The sequence below is a fragment of the Vibrio hepatarius genome (assembly GCF_001274785.1).
Lineage (GTDB): Bacteria > Pseudomonadota > Gammaproteobacteria > Enterobacterales > Vibrionaceae > Vibrio > Vibrio hepatarius.
Genome location: NZ_LHPI01000003.1, coordinates 158,318 through 175,904, shown reverse-complemented (window position 1 = coordinate 175,904; position 17,587 = coordinate 158,318). Strand labels below are relative to the sequence as shown.

Annotated in this window: 13 protein-coding genes; 11 read left to right on the top strand and 2 right to left on the bottom strand. The window is 45.9% G+C overall.

Features of this window, described 5'->3' with window-relative positions:
• Positions 1–21: 21 nt before the first annotated feature.
• Together AKJ31_RS06115 and AKJ31_RS06110 are read left to right on the top strand one after the other, a co-directional pair.
• Entirely contained in the window at positions 22–720 is a 699-nt protein-coding gene (locus AKJ31_RS06115; RefSeq protein ID WP_053408219.1) for a TRAP transporter small permease, read from the top strand.
• A 3-nt stretch (positions 721–723) separates the two neighbouring features.
• Positions 724–2,085, top strand: coding sequence for a TRAP transporter large permease (locus AKJ31_RS06110; protein WP_053408218.1), 1,362 nt, complete (start codon positions 724–726; stop codon positions 2,083–2,085).
• 294 nt (positions 2,086–2,379) lie between these two features.
• Here AKJ31_RS06110 and AKJ31_RS06100 read toward each other — a convergent pair whose 3' ends face one another.
• Positions 2,380–3,723 carry a sigma-54-dependent transcriptional regulator gene (locus tag AKJ31_RS06100; RefSeq protein WP_053408216.1) on the bottom strand — a complete coding sequence of 448 codons (1,344 nt, stop codon included), beginning with the start codon at positions 3,721–3,723 and terminating at the stop codon, positions 2,380–2,382.
• The gene (locus AKJ31_RS06095) at positions 3,723–5,531 is read right to left on the bottom strand and encodes an ATP-binding protein (protein ID WP_053408215.1); all 1,809 of its coding nucleotides are present in this window, start codon (positions 5,529–5,531) and stop codon (positions 3,723–3,725) included. Before AKJ31_RS06095 ends, AKJ31_RS06100 begins: the two co-directional genes overlap by 1 nt.
• Before the next feature lie 499 nt (positions 5,532–6,030).
• On the opposite strand from AKJ31_RS06095, the gene tig reads away from it, so the two are divergent.
• The 9 genes from tig (at position 6,031) to rpsA (ending at position 17,426) form a co-directional block, all read left to right on the top strand.
• Positions 6,031–7,335 carry a trigger factor gene (gene tig / locus AKJ31_RS06090; RefSeq protein ID WP_053408214.1) on the top strand — a complete coding sequence of 435 codons (1,305 nt, stop codon included), beginning with the start codon at positions 6,031–6,033 and terminating at the stop codon, positions 7,333–7,335.
• A gap of 105 nt (positions 7,336–7,440) precedes the next feature.
• Positions 7,441–8,067: an ATP-dependent Clp endopeptidase proteolytic subunit ClpP gene (gene clpP / locus AKJ31_RS06085; protein ID WP_053408213.1), complete on the top strand. Its 627-nt coding sequence runs from the start codon at positions 7,441–7,443 to the stop codon at positions 8,065–8,067.
• Positions 8,068–8,138: 71 nt separating this feature from the next.
• A complete protein-coding gene (gene clpX, locus AKJ31_RS06080; RefSeq protein ID WP_053408212.1) occupies positions 8,139–9,422 on the top strand; it encodes an ATP-dependent protease ATP-binding subunit ClpX in 1,284 nt (427 codons plus the stop codon).
• A gap of 129 nt (positions 9,423–9,551) precedes the next feature.
• Positions 9,552–11,906 (top strand): endopeptidase La, encoded by a 2,355-nt coding sequence (gene lon, locus AKJ31_RS06075; RefSeq protein ID WP_053408211.1) that lies wholly within the window; start codon positions 9,552–9,554, stop codon positions 11,904–11,906.
• A 189-nt stretch (positions 11,907–12,095) separates the two neighbouring features.
• Positions 12,096–12,368, top strand: coding sequence for an HU family DNA-binding protein (locus AKJ31_RS06070; RefSeq protein ID WP_053408210.1), 273 nt, complete (start codon positions 12,096–12,098; stop codon positions 12,366–12,368).
• Between the two features lie 174 nt (positions 12,369–12,542).
• Positions 12,543–14,402: a peptidylprolyl isomerase gene (ppiD, locus tag AKJ31_RS06065; protein ID WP_053408209.1), complete on the top strand. Its 1,860-nt coding sequence runs from the start codon at positions 12,543–12,545 to the stop codon at positions 14,400–14,402.
• Positions 14,403–14,539: 137 nt separating this feature from the next.
• A complete protein-coding gene (locus AKJ31_RS06060) occupies positions 14,540–14,833 on the top strand; it encodes a ComEA family DNA-binding protein (protein ID WP_053408208.1) in 294 nt (97 codons plus the stop codon).
• Between the two features lie 139 nt (positions 14,834–14,972).
• A complete protein-coding gene (gene cmk, locus AKJ31_RS06055; RefSeq protein WP_053408207.1) occupies positions 14,973–15,653 on the top strand; it encodes a (d)CMP kinase in 681 nt (226 codons plus the stop codon).
• 102 nt (positions 15,654–15,755) lie between these two features.
• Positions 15,756–17,426 (top strand): 30S ribosomal protein S1, encoded by a 1,671-nt coding sequence (gene rpsA, locus AKJ31_RS06050; RefSeq protein ID WP_053408206.1) that lies wholly within the window; start codon positions 15,756–15,758, stop codon positions 17,424–17,426.
• The last annotated feature ends 161 nt before the right edge of the window (positions 17,427–17,587 follow it).

Genomic DNA, 17,587 nt, shown 5'->3' with positions numbered 1-17,587 from the left:
CTGATTCGAGCGATGTATCACATGGAACAGTCATTTTTTGCGAAAGTCGGACAGTTTACCGACAAGGTTGAAGAAACCCTTATCGCTTTCTTCCTCGGCACGATGACGATGCTGACTTTTGTCAACGTCGTTATGCGTTATCTATTCAACGACAACATTCTTTGGGCTCTTGAGCTAACCGTATTCCTCTTTGCTTGGATGGTACTGGTTGGTGCGTCATACGGTGTGAAGAAACACTTTCACATTGGGGTCGACGTCGTAATCAACATGGCTCCAGAAGGTCTGAGAAAGATCTATGCCCTGATTGCGGTAGCGTGTTGTTTGACGTTTTCAATCTTGCTTCTGATTGGTTCATGGAATTACTGGTATCCGTTTGCAACCGAGCGTGCTTGGTACGAAACCGACGATATTCCTATGCCAGAAATGTTGCAGTTTATGGCGGATTGGCTCAATGAAGGTGAGCGTTACGAGAAGCTCCCTCGTTTTATCCCTTATATGGCACTGCCAATTGGTATGGCGCTGCTAACATTCCGTTTTGCTCAGATCGCGTATCAGATTTTGACAGGCAAGCTGGACCGAATGATTTCAGGTCATGAAGCGGAAGAAGAACTCGAAGCACTAAAAGAAGAGCTTAAAGACGCGGGTGAGGCAATGGAGCCAAAACAAAGCAGTCAAGACAACGACAACAGTTCTGATAACAATAAGAATAAGGAGAGCTAACCCATGGATATTTTATTGTTATTCGTGATGGTAATTGGCTTCATGCTCGTGGGCGTGCCGATTGCTGTATCACTTGGTTTATCCAGTATTCTATTTTTGATGTGGCACTCAGACGCGTCTCTTGCGTCGGTTGCACAGACTTTATTTAATGCTTTTGAAGGCCACTACACACTTTTAGCAATTCCATTTTTCATCCTTGCTTCTAGCTTTATGTCTACGGGTGGTGTGGCAAAGCGTATTATTCGTTTCGCTATTGCGATGGTCGGCTGGTTCCGTGGCGGTTTGGCAATGGCATCGGTTGTGGCGTGTATGATGTTTGCGGCACTGTCTGGTTCTTCGCCAGCGACCGTAGTGGCGATCGGTAGTATCGTTATCGCGGGTATGATCAAAAACGGCTACTCAAAAGACTTTGCCGCCGGGGTTATCTGTAACGCAGGTACGCTGGGTATCCTTATCCCGCCGTCAATCGTAATGGTTGTGTACGCAGCGGCGACCGATGTGTCTGTTGGACGTATGTTCCTTGGCGGTGTTATCCCAGGCCTACTGGCTGGCTTAATGTTGATGATCGCTATCTACATTGCAGCGCGTGTGAAAAACCTACCAAAACAGCCGTTTGTCGGTTGGGGTGAAATGTTAGCTTCGGCAAAAGATGCGAGCTGGGGTCTGCTGTTGGTTGTTATCATCCTTGGTGGTATTTACGGCGGTGTGTTTACCCCAACAGAGGCGGCAGCGGTTGCGGCGGTTTACTCATTCTTAATCGCAAACTTTATCTACAAAGATATGGGACCATTTGCGGATAAAGAAAACACCAAACCAGCGGTAGTGAAAGTTCTAGAAGCATTTGTCCATAAAGATACTAAGCACACGCTGTTTGAAGCAGGCAAGCTGACCATTATGCTGCTGTTCATCATCGCCAACGCGCTAATCCTTAAGCACGTACTGACGGAAGAACGCATTCCGCAAATGATCACAGAATCGATGCTTTCTGCAGGTCTAGGCCCAATTACTTTCTTGATTGTTGTGAACGTATTGCTACTGATTGGTGGTCAGTTCATGGAGCCGTCGGGTCTGTTGATTATCGTCGCGCCGCTGGTTTTCCCAATTGCGATTGCACTCGGTATCGACCCAATTCACCTAGGCATCATGATGGTGGTGAACATGGAGATAGGCATGATCACGCCGCCGGTCGGATTGAACTTGTTCGTGACCGCGGGTGTGGCGAAGATGTCGATGATGCAGGTGGTCAAAGCCGCGCTGCCTTGGGTGGCGGTTATGTTCCTGTTCCTCATCATCGTTACCTACGTGCCTTGGGTATCGACCTGGTTACCAACCACACTGATGGGACCAGAAATTATTACCAAGTAAACAAAAAAGAGGAGGTCGCTAGACCTCCTCATCTATTTTCTTGATCGGAATGAAACGAGGGTCGAGACCTCGTCGCCTCTCATAAAAATGCCATTTCCCACATTGATTTCTTCGTCTGTCGTTACCTGAACGTAACTCCGTCTGGTAAATGCCATCGATTAAAATGGTATCTGTGATAACTCTGACTTTGGTTTTTTCGCCCATCGTCTTTCCCCCGCCCTTTCACATTCTAAGTATTGGCGGAGATTGCAGAACACCCAATTAAATCGGTTGAATTTAATCATAAGGTACTAGTTAGTCATCTGCTTTGTAGTTATTTTTGTCGAGACCGTATTTTTGCATCTTGTCATACAACGTCTTTCTTGCCACTTGCAGCAACTCCAAGGTCTCATTGATACGACCATGATTACTTGATAGTGCTTGCTCAATTAGCGTCTTTTCGAACTCGGCGACTTGGGCAGCGAGCGGTGTTGTTATCTGCGAACGAGCTGAAGGGTTGAGATGACCTAAATTCCCCAGCAAAACGAATCGCTCGGCGCTATTACGCAGCTCACGCACGTTGCCCGGCCAATCGTGGCTCATCAGCGTTTGTAAATCCGCATCGGGTAGGGCGTTCACTGCTTTGCCGTAGCGAGACGCTGCCACCAAGAGAAAGTGGTGGAACAGCGCGGGGATATCTTCCTTACGCTGGCGCAGTGGGGGCAGGTCTAACGTCACTACGTTAAGTCGATAGTAGAGGTCTTCGCGGAATGTGCCTTCTTCGGCGGCTTTTTTCAGATCCGTTTTCGTCGCGGCTATAACGCGAATATCGACTGGAATTAGCTCATTTGAGCCGACACGCTCAATCACTCGTTCTTGTAACACTCGCAGCAAGCGGATTTGCGCTTGCATCGGCATGGACTCAATTTCATCTAAAAACAGTGTGCCACCTTGTGCGTGTTCAAACTTACCGATGCGTTTGGCGTCGGCGCCGGTAAACGAGCCTTTCTCGTGTCCGTACAACTCGCTTTCAATCAAATTCTCGGGCACGGCGCCACAGTTGATGGCGACAAAGTTCGCTTCTCGACGAGAACTTTGCTCGTGGATCGAGCGGGCAAACAGCTCTTTACCTGTGCCAGTTTCGCCAAACAACAAAATGTCTGCGTCAGTGTCGGCGATATGCAAAATGGTATCGCGCAGCGCGCCAATGGCAGGCGTATCACCGATGATGCGTGGCCCAAGTGCCTGACTTACTTTGAGGCTACGTTTTAGCTCTTGGTTTTCTAACGTGAGTTCTCTTTTTTCCAACGCACGTTTGGTGGTATCAATTAAGCGATCGATGGCAAAAGGTTTTTCGATAAAATCATACGCGCCATTTCTCAGGGCGTTAACTGCCATTGAGATATCACCGTGGCCAGTAATTAAGATCACTGGTACGTCTTTATCTTGGTGCAGTACCGTTGAGAGTAAGTTTTCACCCGATAAGCCCGGTAAACAAATGTCGGTAATCACCACTTTCGGCATACCTTTTTGCTTGATTGCCAACATCGCGTCTTCGGCGTTGGCAAAAAACTGCGCTGAAATTTCCTCTAGCTCGAAGCTTTGTTCGATCGCGAGGCGAATGTCACTTTCATCGTCGATAAAAAATACGTCGTCCATCAACTGTCCTTAGTGTTCTGATTAGCGGTTGAGCTAACGAGTGGCAGCGAAATCGTGAACCGAGCACCGCCAAGCGGAGATTGGCCTACGGTCAGCTTGCCTTTCATTGTTTCTATAATTTGTTGTGAGATCGAGAGACCGAGTCCGAGCCCGTTTTTCTTAGTAGTAAAGAACGGTTCAAACAAGTGCTCTGCCTTAGTGGCATCAATACCCGGTCCATTGTCGTCAATATAGATCTCGATGGAATCTTCGAAGTTTTGCGTCGACAACTGCACCTTCCGCTGTTCCAGATCTTCCACCGCCTGAGCAGCATTCGTCATTAAGTTAATCAACACTTGTTCTACCTGAATCGCATTCACTTCCACTTTACCGAGTGGATGAGGAACATCGGCTAGTAATTCAATGCGACTCGCTTTGAGTTGTGGCATCACCAACTCTCTGGCGGAGACGATAATTGGCGCGAGATCGAGCACGTTAACATCACTGCTGTCAGATTTGCGTGTAAACGATTTTAGCTGGTTGCTGATGGTAGCCATACGGTCTGTCAGGTTTGAGATTCGTTCTAAGTTATCATCGACTCGGTCGTATTTCTCTTTGGCAAGAAAACGTCGCCCGTTATCGGCAAAGCTTCGGATTGCGGCGAGCGGATTGTTGAGCTCGTGGCTTATGCTGGCGGACATTTGGCCCAATACCGCCAGCTTCGCTGCCTGAATCAACTCATCTTGTGTGTGTCGCAGCGCTTGCTCCGTGCGCGTGCGTTCTAACACTTCGGCGTGCAACTCAGATGTTCGCTCCATTACAAGAAACTCGAGCTTTTGTTTCGCTTCAGACTGAAGTTGCTCGAACTGACGCTTCTTGAGCTGTCTTTGATAGGTGAGTTGCAAGGTCAGAAATACAATCACAAACACCAGTGTCATTACCATGGCAAAGCTAACCGTCAGCCAGAACAGAGTGACTTTTTCCGTCAATACACGAATCGTCAGGTCTAGGTTTGCCAGTTGGCGGCTAGATACGATGTAATCGCCCTGAATCCAGCCGATTTTAGGGTTACTTAGTTCATTATTCACGCCTTCAAGTGAGCCAACTAAGCCAAGTGATTCTATCTCGGTATCCAAATATTGGCGGCTAGCTATAATCGCGTCGCGTTGTTCAGCGGGCAGTGGCGTCAAACTCTTAAACAGCCAACTTGGATTACTCGACATGAACACGATATTGTTCTCGTCAGTTGCAACAAACGTGTTCTGTTTGCTCTTCCAATTACTTTCAATCGCGCTGAGATCCATTTTCACTACAATGACGCCGATGATTTCCGCTGCATACACCACAGGGTAGGAGTAGTAATAGCCGCGTTGCCCTGAGGTTGAACCCAGTGCGAAGTATTGACTCGCGTTGCCGGCGATAGCGTCTGAAAAATAAGGACGCCAAGCAAAGTTGATTCCCACAAATGAACGCTGCAGGTTCCAGTTGCTGGCGGAAATGGTATTGCCCCAACGGTCGAGCAAATAGGTATCCGCCGCTTGGATAATCGTGTTGACGTTTTCGAGGTAGCGGTTGGTCAAGTTGATTTGCGCTGGGTTGTCCGGAAGTTTAAGTGCAGCAATCAATTCGGCGTCTTTGGCGAGCAATTGCGGTAGGTGCGCGTACTTATCCAGCTTAGAAGAAACGTTGCTGGCGAAACGATCAAGCTGAGCTTGATGCTCATCGAGAAGCGATTGGTAGTGATAATTCCAGACAGATTGAGAACCAAGAATAAGACACAACAAGTAAAAAAGTAGCAGATAGAGATTGGCTCTGCGAAATGGTGACATGACATTCCCTGTTTGGCACTACAACACTCGCTTAGAGTAATGTTTTTTGTTAAAAGAGTGTTTGCTGCTGTAACAAAAATGAGGAATAAAACCGGACTTAGATCTAGTTTTGTTCTTTAATTCGAAAAAAAGTCTAGTTTCTCTTGAAAAAGCCTTTAATGTCCCCATTTCTGATAGCAATATCCGCTGTATTGCTGTTTTTTTTAGCAATTAAATGAGTTTTTAGGAGAATGCCGTCGGTATTCTAGGGATTGGCTCGACAGCTATCGACTAGGTCGGTAGAATGCTGCGTCTAATTTTTATCTTGAGACTAATCGGAGATACCTTTAACGAATACTGTTCGTGAAGATATCGCTAATTAGTCCGGTAATCGATTTGCTCGATTTCCGATACTCGATTTACAAAGAGTACTCACAGAGTACAAACAAGGATGGGTCCTCGCTTAGCGCAAGGGCACATAAGCTCAGTGAGACTGAGCCAGTTTTGAGGTTAATGAATAATGCAAGTTACTGTTGAAACGCTAGAGGGCCTAGAGCGCCGTCTTAACATTACTGTTCCTGCTGCAAACATCGAAGATGCTGTAACAGCTGAACTACGCAACATCGCTAAGAACCGTCGTTTCGATGGTTTCCGTAAAGGCAAAGTGCCTCTAAAAATGGTTGCACAGATGTACGGCAAAGCAGTACGTCAAGACGTGATGGGCGAAGTAATGCAACGTCACTTCATCGAAGCGATCGTTAAAGAAAAAATCAACCCAGCAGGCGCGCCAACTTTCGCTCCAGTTGAAAGCAAAGAAGGTGAAGATCTAGTTTTCACTGCAACTTTCGAAGTATACCCAGAAGTAGAACTGAAAGGCCTAGAAAACATCACTGTTGAAAAACCAGCAACTGAAGTTAACGATGCAGACGTTGAAGAGATGATCGAAACTCTACGTAAGCAACAAGCAACTTGGGCTGAAGTTGAAGAAGCAGCTGAAGAAGGCAAGCGCGTAAACATCGACTTCGTTGGTTCTATCGACGGTGAAGAGTTTGAAGGCGGTAAAGCAGAAGGCTTCCCTCTAGAAATGGGTGCTGGTCGCATGATCCCTGGTTTCGAAGACGGTATCGCAGGTAAGACTGCTGGTATGGAATTCGACATCGACGTGACTTTCCCAGAAGATTACCACGCAGAGAACCTAAAAGGTAAAGCTGCGAAATTCGCTATCAAAGTAAACAAAGTTGAAGCTCGCGAGCTTCCAGAACTAAACGACGAATTCGTTGCTAAGTTCGGTGTTACTGAAGGCGGTATTGACGCACTTAAAGCTGAAGTTCGTAAGAACATGGAACGCGAACTTAAGCAAGCAATCAAGAACCGTATCAAAGAGCAAGCTCTTGAAGGTCTAGTTAAAGAAAACGAAATCGACGTACCAGCTGCACTTATCGACCAAGAAATCGGTACTCTACGTCAGCAAGCTGCACAACGCTTCGGTGGTAACCCAGAAGCAGCTGCACAGCTTCCACGTGAATTGTTCGAAGAGCAAGCTAAGCGTCGCGTAGTTGTTGGTCTTCTACTTGGTGAAGTAATCAAGTCTGAAGAGCTAAAAGCTGATGACGAGAAAGTGAAAGCACTTATCGAAGAAATGGCGACAGCATACGAAGATCCATCAGAAGTTATTGCTTACTACGAGCAGAACGAGCAAATGATGAACAACATGCGTAACGTTGCTCTAGAAGAGCAAGCAATCGACGCAATCATCGCTAAAGCTCAGGTTACTGAAAAAGCAGTTAGCTTCAACGAGCTAATGAACCAGCAACCTGCTGCTTAATAAGCAAGTTCGCGCGTAGAAGGTTGACTTAACGTTAACTATTCTGCTAACAATGGTCCGTATGATTATCATCATCCGGGCCATTTATTTTAGGGACATAAGAATATGAGCTACCAAGAAAAAAATGCAATGTCGCCAATTTTAGACGCGCTAGTACCAATGGTGGTTGAACAAACTTCCCGCGGTGAACGTTCTTACGATATCTACTCTCGTCTTCTAAAAGAGCGAGTGATTTTCTTGACTGGTCAAGTTGAAGACCACATGGCAAACCTTGTCGTGGCTCAGCTGCTTTTCTTGGAATCAGAAAATCCAGACAAAGATATCTTCCTATACATCAACTCACCAGGTGGCAGCGTTACTGCAGGTATGTCAATCTACGACACCATGCAGTTCATCAAACCAAACGTTAGCACTGTATGTATGGGTCAAGCGTGTTCAATGGGCGCATTCCTACTTGCTGGTGGTGCTCCGGGTAAACGTTACGTGTTGCCAAACTCTCGCGTAATGATTCACCAGCCGCTAGGTGGTTTCCAAGGTCAAGCGTCTGATATTCAGATCCATGCGCAAGAGATCCTGACTATCAAACAGAAACTGAACAAGCTGCTTGCAGAGCACACCGGTCAACCGCTTGAAGTTATCGAGCGAGATACCGACCGTGACAACTTTATGGCAGCTGAACAAGCAGTAGAATACGGCTTGGTAGATGCGGTATTAACTCACCGCGGCCAATAATTGTTTCGCGCAATTCGGCTTAAATTGTTATACACTCAAATCATATTGAGTAAAGGCTAAGAGGTTAGCGAATGACAGACAAAAGCAAAGAGAGCGGTAGTAGTAAGCTTCTTTACTGCTCTTTCTGCGGCAAAAGCCAGCACGAAGTTCGCAAGCTGATCGCCGGTCCATCCGTCTATATTTGTGACGAATGTGTCGACCTGTGTAACGACATTATTCGTGAAGAAATTAAAGATGTTCTGCCTAAGAAACAATCTGAGGCACTACCGACGCCAAAAGCGATTCGAGAGCATCTAGATGACTATGTGATTGGTCAAGATTACGCTAAGAAAGTGCTAGCAGTAGCCGTTTATAACCACTACAAGCGTTTACGTAATGGAGATACGACGAGCGAAGGTGTTGAACTTGGTAAAAGTAACATCCTTCTCATCGGTCCTACAGGTAGTGGTAAAACGCTATTGGCTGAAACACTGGCTCGTTTCCTAGATGTACCATTCACGATGGCAGATGCGACCACGCTGACCGAAGCAGGTTACGTGGGTGAAGATGTAGAAAACATCATCCAAAAACTTCTGCAGAAATGTGACTACGACGTAGCGAAAGCAGAACGTGGTATTGTGTACATTGATGAAATCGACAAGATTTCACGTAAGGCTGAAAACCCTTCAATCACACGAGACGTGTCGGGTGAAGGTGTACAGCAAGCGCTACTAAAACTTATCGAAGGTACGGTTGCTTCGGTTCCGCCACAAGGTGGTCGTAAGCATCCTCAGCAAGAGTTCCTACAAGTAGACACATCTAAGATCCTGTTTATTTGTGGTGGTGCGTTTGCTGGCCTAGATAAAGTGATTGAACAGCGTGTGGCGACGGGTACCGGTATTGGCTTTGGTGCAGAAGTGCGCTCTAAAGACGAAAGTAAGACCGTTGGTGAATTGTTCATGCAGGTAGAGCCAGAAGATTTGGTTAAATATGGCTTGATCCCTGAGTTCATCGGTCGTCTACCAGTAACTACTACGTTGACAGAGTTGGATGAAGAAGCACTGATCCAAATCTTGTGTGAACCTAAAAACGCGTTGACCAAGCAGTATGCAGCGCTATTTGAGTTAGAAAACTCAGAGCTAGAGTTCCGTGAAGATGCACTACGCGCTATCGCTAAGAAAGCGATGGAACGTAAAACAGGTGCTCGTGGTCTACGTTCAATTCTTGAGAGTGTGCTACTTGAAACTATGTATGAACTGCCTTCAATGGACGACGTCAGTAAAGTCGTGATTGATGAGTCAGTTATTAATGGTGAGTCTGAACCATTGCTGATTTACAGCAACGCAGATAATCAAGCAGCAGGCGCAGAATCTTAACCAGATTCACATAAACTGTTAAATCAATAAAGGAGGTAATCAATTACCTCCTTTTTTTTATTCTTTCATTGAATCCAAGCAATTAGCCCCCATATACTGCTCATAAGACTAAGCGGAAGAGAGATGAATATGAACTTGGAACGTTCCGAACGTATCGAGATCCCCGTACTACCTCTGAGAGATGTAGTCGTTTACCCGCACATGGTAATTCCATTGTTTGTTGGACGTGAAAAATCAATCGCTTGCCTTGAAGCAGCGATGGATCACAACAAGCAAGTACTACTTGTTGCCCAAAAAGAAGCCGAAACTGACGAACCATCGAAAGACGATCTTTTTGAAGTCGGTACAGTAGCGACAATTCTGCAGTTACTTAAGCTACCGGATGGTACGGTGAAAGTATTGGTCGAAGGTCAACAGCGTGCAAAAATTAATCAGCTGACTGACGATGAGTTCTTCGTTGCGGATGCTGAGTACCTGATTACCGAACAGCTTGATGAACGCGAAGAAGAAGTGATCGTGCGCAGTGCGATTAACCAGTTCGAAGGCTTCATTAAGCTAAACAAAAAGATTCCGCCTGAAGTGCTGACGTCATTGAACGGAATCGAAGAAGCGGCGCGTCTTGCTGACACTATCGCGGCACATATGCCACTTAAGCTAGCCGATAAGCAAACGGTTCTTGAGTCTTTAGATGTGACCGAGCGTCTTGAATTCTTGATGGGCCAGATGGAGTCGGAAATCGACTTGCTGCAAGTTGAGAAGCGTATTCGTACTCGCGTTAAAAAGCAGATGGAAAAATCTCAGCGTGAGTACTACCTGAATGAGCAAATGAAAGCGATTCAGAAAGAGCTTGGTGAAACTGAAGACGGTGTCGATGAGTTTGAAACTCTGAAGCAGAAAATCATCGACTCTAAGATGCCGAAAGAAGCACGCGAGAAAACCGAACAAGAACTGCAAAAGCTGAAAATGATGTCACCAATGTCGGCAGAAGCGACGGTAGTTCGTGGCTACATCGATTGGATGGTTGGTGTGCCTTGGAACAAGCGTTCTAAAGTGAAGAAAGATCTCGCCAAAGCCGAAGAGATTCTAAACGAAGACCACTACGGTCTAGAACGTGTGAAAGAACGTATTCTTGAGTACTTAGCGGTTCAAAACCGCATCAACAAGCTGAAAGGTCCAATCCTTTGCCTAGTTGGTCCTCCGGGCGTAGGTAAAACCTCGCTAGGTCGCTCAATTGCGGCAGCAACGGGGCGTAAATACACTCGTATGGCACTGGGTGGCGTACGTGACGAAGCGGAAATCCGTGGTCACCGCCGTACCTACATCGGTTCGATGCCAGGTAAGTTGATTCAAAAAATGTCTAAAGTTGGCGTGAAGAACCCACTGTTTTTATTGGATGAAATCGACAAGATGTCATCTGATATGCGCGGTGATCCGTCTTCAGCGCTACTTGAAGTGCTTGACCCAGAACAGAACAGCTCGTTCAACGACCATTACTTAGAGGTCGATTACGACCTGTCTGATGTGATGTTTGTTGCAACGTCAAACTCAATGAACATCCCTGGTCCGCTGCTTGACCGTATGGAAGTGATTCGTCTGTCTGGTTACACCGAAGATGAAAAACTCAACATCGCTAAGCGCCACTTGGTGGACAAGCAGATCAAACGTAATGGTTTGAAAGACGGCGAAATTGAGATCGATGACTCTGCGATTATCGGCATTATTCGTTACTACACGCGAGAAGCAGGTGTACGTAACCTAGAGCGTGAGATCTCGAAAGTTTGCCGTAAAGCTGTGAAAAACATCCTATTAGACAAGAACTTGAAGACGGTCAAAGTGACCATGGATAACCTGAAAGAGTACTTGGGTGTTCAGCGTTTTGACTACGGTAAAGCGGATGAAAGCAACCGTATCGGTCAAGTGACAGGTCTAGCTTGGACTGAAGTTGGCGGTGACTTGCTGACTATCGAGACACAGTCAATGCCGGGTAAAGGTAAGCTAACTCAAACTGGCTCACTGGGTGATGTGATGCAAGAGTCTATTCAAGCGGCGATGACGGTTGTACGTTCACGTGCTGAAAAACTTGGCATCAATGCAGACTTCTACGAAAAACGTGATATTCACGTTCACGTGCCAGAAGGTGCAACACCAAAAGATGGCCCAAGTGCTGGTATCGCAATGTGTACGGCATTGGTTTCTAGCTTAACGGGCAACCCAGTCAAAGCAGAGGTCGCGATGACAGGTGAAATTACCCTACGCGGCGAAGTTTTACCGATTGGTGGTCTGAAAGAGAAACTGTTGGCAGCGCATCGTGGCGGCATCAAAACCGTGCTAATCCCGAAAGATAACGAGCGTGATTTGGAAGAAATTCCGGACAATGTTATCGCTGATCTTAAGGTGATTCCGGTGCGATGGATCGACGAAGTACTAAAAGTTGCGCTTGAACAAGACCCTACAGGTGTCTCAATTGCTACTACAAAAGAGTGATGTGCAGCAAAAATAAGTAAAAGATTACGCTGATAAGCCCAAAAAGGCTTGTCAGCGTTTTTTTTGGAGGCTAACGTTAGCGACTATAGCTTCAGCCCTTGTTGTGTAAGGGATTGTCGCTAATTTGAAATGAAATGGAACGATAAACTGCCGTAATAACAACAACAGGCGGCACAAAGGGGAATCACAGTGAATAAAACACAATTAGTAGAAAAAATCGCAGAAAACGCAGAACTATCTAAAGCATCAGCTGGCCGTGCTCTTGACGCATTCATCGAAGCAGTGGGTGACACTCTACAGTCTGGCGACCAAGTTGCTCTAGTTGGCTTTGGTACATTTAGCGTTCGCACTCGTGCGGCACGTACTGGTCGTAACCCTAAGACTGGTGAAGAAATCCAAATCGCTGAAGCGAAAGTACCATCTTTCAAAGCGGGTAAAGCTCTTAAAGACGCTTGCAACTAATTAAATCGACGCACTCAACGATTTTTTTAGAACCTTTTTAAATTATGCGCATCATACTGATGCGCATTTCTTTTTCTGATATTATCGCGCTATTCATTTTTTGTTTTAGTATTAAGCATTTTCAGGTCAGTGCACTCAGGCTGGTTTGGTATGTGAGCGGAGAGTAGTTTAAGTATGATGGATCGATTACGCGAAGGCGTTAACAGCATCGCGGTAAAAATTATCCTAGGACTTATCATCCTATCATTCGTATTTGCTGGTGTTGGTAGCTACATCGTTGGTGGTACAGGTAACACAGCAGCAAAAGTTGGCAATGTTGAAATCGGCCGTGGTGAGTTTGAGCAAGCGTATCAAAATGAGCGCAACCGCATGCAAGCGCAGCTAGGCGACTATTTCTCAAACCTATTAGCAGATCCAAGCTACGTAGAAACATTCCGTAAGTCGGTACTGGATCGCATGATTAACGACGTATTGCTTGAGCAGCACGCAGAGTCTTTGGGCTTACGTGTTAGTGACAGCCAAGTACGTACAATGATTTTAGAAATGCCTCAATTCCAAGTTGATGGCAAGTTCGACCAAGAAATTTACCAAGCGTCGCTGCGTCGCGCAGGCTTCAACCCTGAAAGCTTTGCTGAGTACCTACGTCGCGATTTGGTTCGTAACCAACTTCTAACAGCTATCCAAGCAAGTGATTTCTCGCTTCCAGGTGAAGTAGAAACCCAATCTAAGCTGCTGACGCAAACTCGTGACATCAAGACAGTGGTTCTGCCGCTGGCTGATTTTGCGAAGAACGCTGAGCTGTCTGAAGAAGACATCAATGGTTACTACAAAGAGCATGCTGAGCGTTACACGCGTCCTGAGCAAGTAAAAGTCGCTTACATCGAGTTATCTGCACAGCAGTTGAAGGAGACGGTAAACGTTTCTGACGAACAAGCGAAGCAATATTACCAAGAGCATCTAGACAAGTACTCGTCTCAAGCACAACGTCGCGTTAGCCACATCCTTATCGAAGGTGACGACGAAGCGAAAGCGCAAGACATTTTAGATGAACTGAACGCGGGTGCGGACTTCGCTAAGTTAGCTGAAGAAAAGTCTGACGACTTTGGCAGTGCATCTGAAGGCGGTTCATTAGGTTGGATCGAACGTGATGTTATGGACCCTGCATTCGAAGAAGCAGCATTTGCGCTTGTCAATGTTGGCGATGTAACTGGTCTGGTTAAGTCAGACTTCGGTTACCACATCATTAAGCTTGATGATGTGAAGCAGCCTGTTGTTCAGCCTTACGAAGAAGTTGCGGCATCAATCAAGTCAGAGTTGCGTGACCAACAAGCGGTTGACCAGTTCTACGAGCTGCAAACTGAACTAGAAAAAGTGGCGTTTGAGTACCCTGATTCGTTGGATGATGCAGCGAAAGCGATTAACGCGAAAATCCAAACAACAGATTTTATCTCTCAAGTTGACGCACCTGAGCTATTAAACTCGCCAGCGATTATTCAAGCGATTTTAAGCCCAGAAGTGAAAGAAGACGGTCTGAACTCAGAAGTTATCGAAGTGGCTCCTGAGCACGTGATTGTTGTCCGTGTTGAAGATAGCCGTGATGAAACCTTATTACCACTTGCAGACGTACGTGAAGACGTAGTGGCTTCACTGTCTAAAGTGAAAGGTGAGCAAACTGCGATTGAGCTTGCAGACAAACTACTTACTGGTCTTAAAGTAGGTGACACCTCTTTGCTGAAAGAACACGATCTAGCCTTTGGTGAAAGCGAGTCGATTGACCGCAGCTCCCCGCTAGCAGAGACCGTATTCTCAATGCCAAAACCTCAAGCTGATAGCGTCGAGTACGCGCAAACTAAAGACTTGGAAGGCAATATTGTTATCGTTGAGCTGAATAATGTAAGCGAGAACCTTGAGCCACAGTTTGGCGAGCAAATCGGACGTCAACTTGTTCAAATGAACGCTCAGCAAGACTTGTCAGGTCTCATTAGCATTCTGCGTAAGACGATTGATATCGAGTATTACGTTGTGAATCAGTAAACACATTTTGATGTAACTGATATATCGATAAAAACGGACTGCATTTGCAGTCCGTTTTGCTTTGTCATTACACTAGTTTTCTCATCGCTATAGGTCGTTATTCTGACAAAAGTATATTGACCTATAGGTGAACAACGATGATGAAGAAATGGCTTCTAGTAATGGTGTTGATGGCGGCAAGCCCTTTTGGTTTGGCTGAGAGTGGAGAACAAGACCCTAAATACCAAGGTATTGAGATAACCGTGAACGTAAACCAAGCATCAGCGCAAGAACTTGCTGATTTGCTGGTCGGCATCGGGACTAAAAAAGCAGAAGCAATCGTAGAGTATCGCAACCAGCACGGTAAGTTCGAAAACGTTGATGCTTTAGTCAATGTTAAGGGGATAGGGGAGGCGTTATTAGAGCGCAATCGCGACCGAATTAAGTTGTAGAATTATCAAAAAGGGCGCATAGCGCTCTTTTTTCTATTTGAGGTAAATCCTTCCTAGCACCCTCTGACGAATACCACTATAATTTCTCGCCGAACAAGAACAGCACGTTTGCTGAGCAGTAACTAAGGTGGAGTAAAACATGTCGTCTCATACACCAGTCGTGACCGTTGATGGCCCAAGTGGTGCGGGTAAAGGCACTCTTTGTATGCTTCTTTCGAAAAAGCTAGGTTTTCATTTACTAGATTCAGGTGCTATTTACCGTGTCCTTGCTCTTGCAGCGATTCATCACGGTGTCGACTTGGAATCAGAAGACGCTCTCGTCCCTCTAGCAACTCATTTAGATGTACAGTTTATTGCTGAAGGTGACCTCGTGAAGGTGATCTTGGAAGGCGAAGACGTATCAGGTGAGCTTCGTAAAGAAGAAACAGGTATGGCGGCTTCTAAAGTGGCAGCACTGCCGCGTGTTCGTGAAGCTTTGCTTCGTCGTCAACGTGCGTTTGCGGAAGGTGTTGGCCTTGTGGCTGATGGTCGTGATATGGGTACGGTTGTTTTTCCACAAGCAGAAGCGAAAATCTTCCTTGATGCCAGCGCTGAAGAGCGAGCGAATCGCCGCCTGAAACAGTTGCAAGGCAAGGGTTTAGATGTTAAATTTGACGACCTTTTGCGCGAGATCCAAGAGCGTGACGAGCGAGATCGTAACCGCCCAGTGGCACCATTACGCCCTGCTGAGGATGCGCTGTTGCTTGATTCTACTACGATGAGTATCGACGAAGTAGTAGAACAAGCACTACAATATATTGAATCTAAACTAGTCGCTTAGGCGCCTAGATAGAGCGTTGGTCGCAAGGATGATGACTGGCGAATTTAATAACCCCACGCGGTAGGATACCCGTGGACGTTTAATTTATTGAAGATTAAATAAATGACTGAATCTTTTGCTCAACTCTTTGAAGAGTTTCTAAACGAAACAGAATTCCAACAAGGCAGCATCGTTAAAGGTACTGTAGTAGCTATCGAGAACGGTTTCGTTCTTGTTGACGCTGGTCTTAAGTCTGAATCTGCTATCCCTGCTGAACAGTTCAAGAACGCTGCTGGCGAACTTGAAGTTGAAGTTGGCGCTGAAGTAGACGTAGCTCTAGACGCTGTTGAAGATGGTTTCGGTGAAACTCAACTTTCACGTGAGAAAGCTAAGCGTCACGAAGCTTGGATCGTTCTTGAGAAAGCTTACGAAGAAGCTGAAACTGTTGTTGGTGTTATCAACGGTAAAGTTAAAGGCGGTTTCACTGTTGAACTAAACGGTATCCGTGCTTTCCTTCCAGGTTCTCTAGTAGACGTACGTCCTATCCGTGACACTGCTCACCTAGAAAACAAAGAGCTAGAGTTCAAAGTTATCAAACTTGACCAGAAGCGTAACAACGTAGTTGTTTCTCGCCGTGCAGTTATCGAATCTGAAAACAGCGTTGAGCGTGATGAGCTACTAGAAAGCCTACAAGAAGGTGCTGAAGTTAAAGGTATCGTTAAGAACCTTACTGACTACGGTGCGTTCGTTGACCTAGGCGGCGTTGACGGCCTTCTACACATCACTGACATGGCTTGGAAGCGCGTTAAGCACCCTTCTGAGATCGTTAACGTTGGTGACGAGATCCAAGTTAAAGTTCTTAAGTTCGACCGTGACCGTACTCGCGTATCACTAGGTCTTAAGCAGCTAGGCGAAGATCCATGGGTAGCAATCGCTAAGCGTTACCCAGAAGGTCACAAACTATCTGGTCGCGTTACTAACCTAACTGACTACGGCTGTTTCGTTGAAATCGAAGAAGGCGTTGAAGGTCTAGTACACGTTTCTGAAATGGATTGGACTAACAAGAACATCCACCCATCTAAAGTTGTTAATGTTGGCGACGAAGTTGAGGTTATGGTTCTTGAAATCGACGAAGAACGTCGTCGTATCTCTCTAGGTCTGAAACAGTGTAAAGCTAACCCATGGCAATCTTTCGCTGAAGCGCAAGCTAAAGGCGACAAAGTTACTGGTAAGATCAAGTCTATCACTGACTTTGGTATCTTCATCGGTCTAGAAGGCGGCATCGACGGTCTAGTTCACCTATCTGACATCTCTTGGAACGTTCCAGGTGAAGAAGCAGTACGTGAATACAAGAAAGGCGACGAAATCTCTGCAGTAGTTCTTGCAGTAGACGCTGAGCGTGAGCGTATCTCTCTAGGCGTTAAGCAAATGGAAAACGACCCATTCAATGCTTACGTAGCTGACAACAAGAAAGGTACTCTAGTTAACGGTACTGTTACTGCAGTAGACGCTAAAGGCGCAACTGTTGAGCTAGAAGACGGCGTAGAAGGTTACATCCGCGCTTCTGAAGTTGCTCGCGACCGTGTAGAAGATGCTTCTCTAATCCTAAGCGTTGGTGACAGCGTTGAAGCGAAGTTCACTGGTGTAGACCGTAAGAACCGCGTAATCAACCTATCTATCAAAGCTAAAGATGAAGCTGAAGAGCAAGAAGCAATGGCTTCACTGAACAAAGCAGATGATGCTTCATTCGGTAACGCAATGGCTGACGCTTTCAAAGCAGCTAAAGGCGAATAATTTAATCGCTTTTAAGAAAAAGGAGCCGTAAGGCTCCTTTTTTATGTTCTGTTGGAAAACCAGTGGTAATACCAATCCGTGCAAAGTATTCATATAAGTTGTATTTCTTGTTAGGCAAATTGGTTAAAATTTGTCTAAAATTGAAGGCAAGTGTTTGTTGG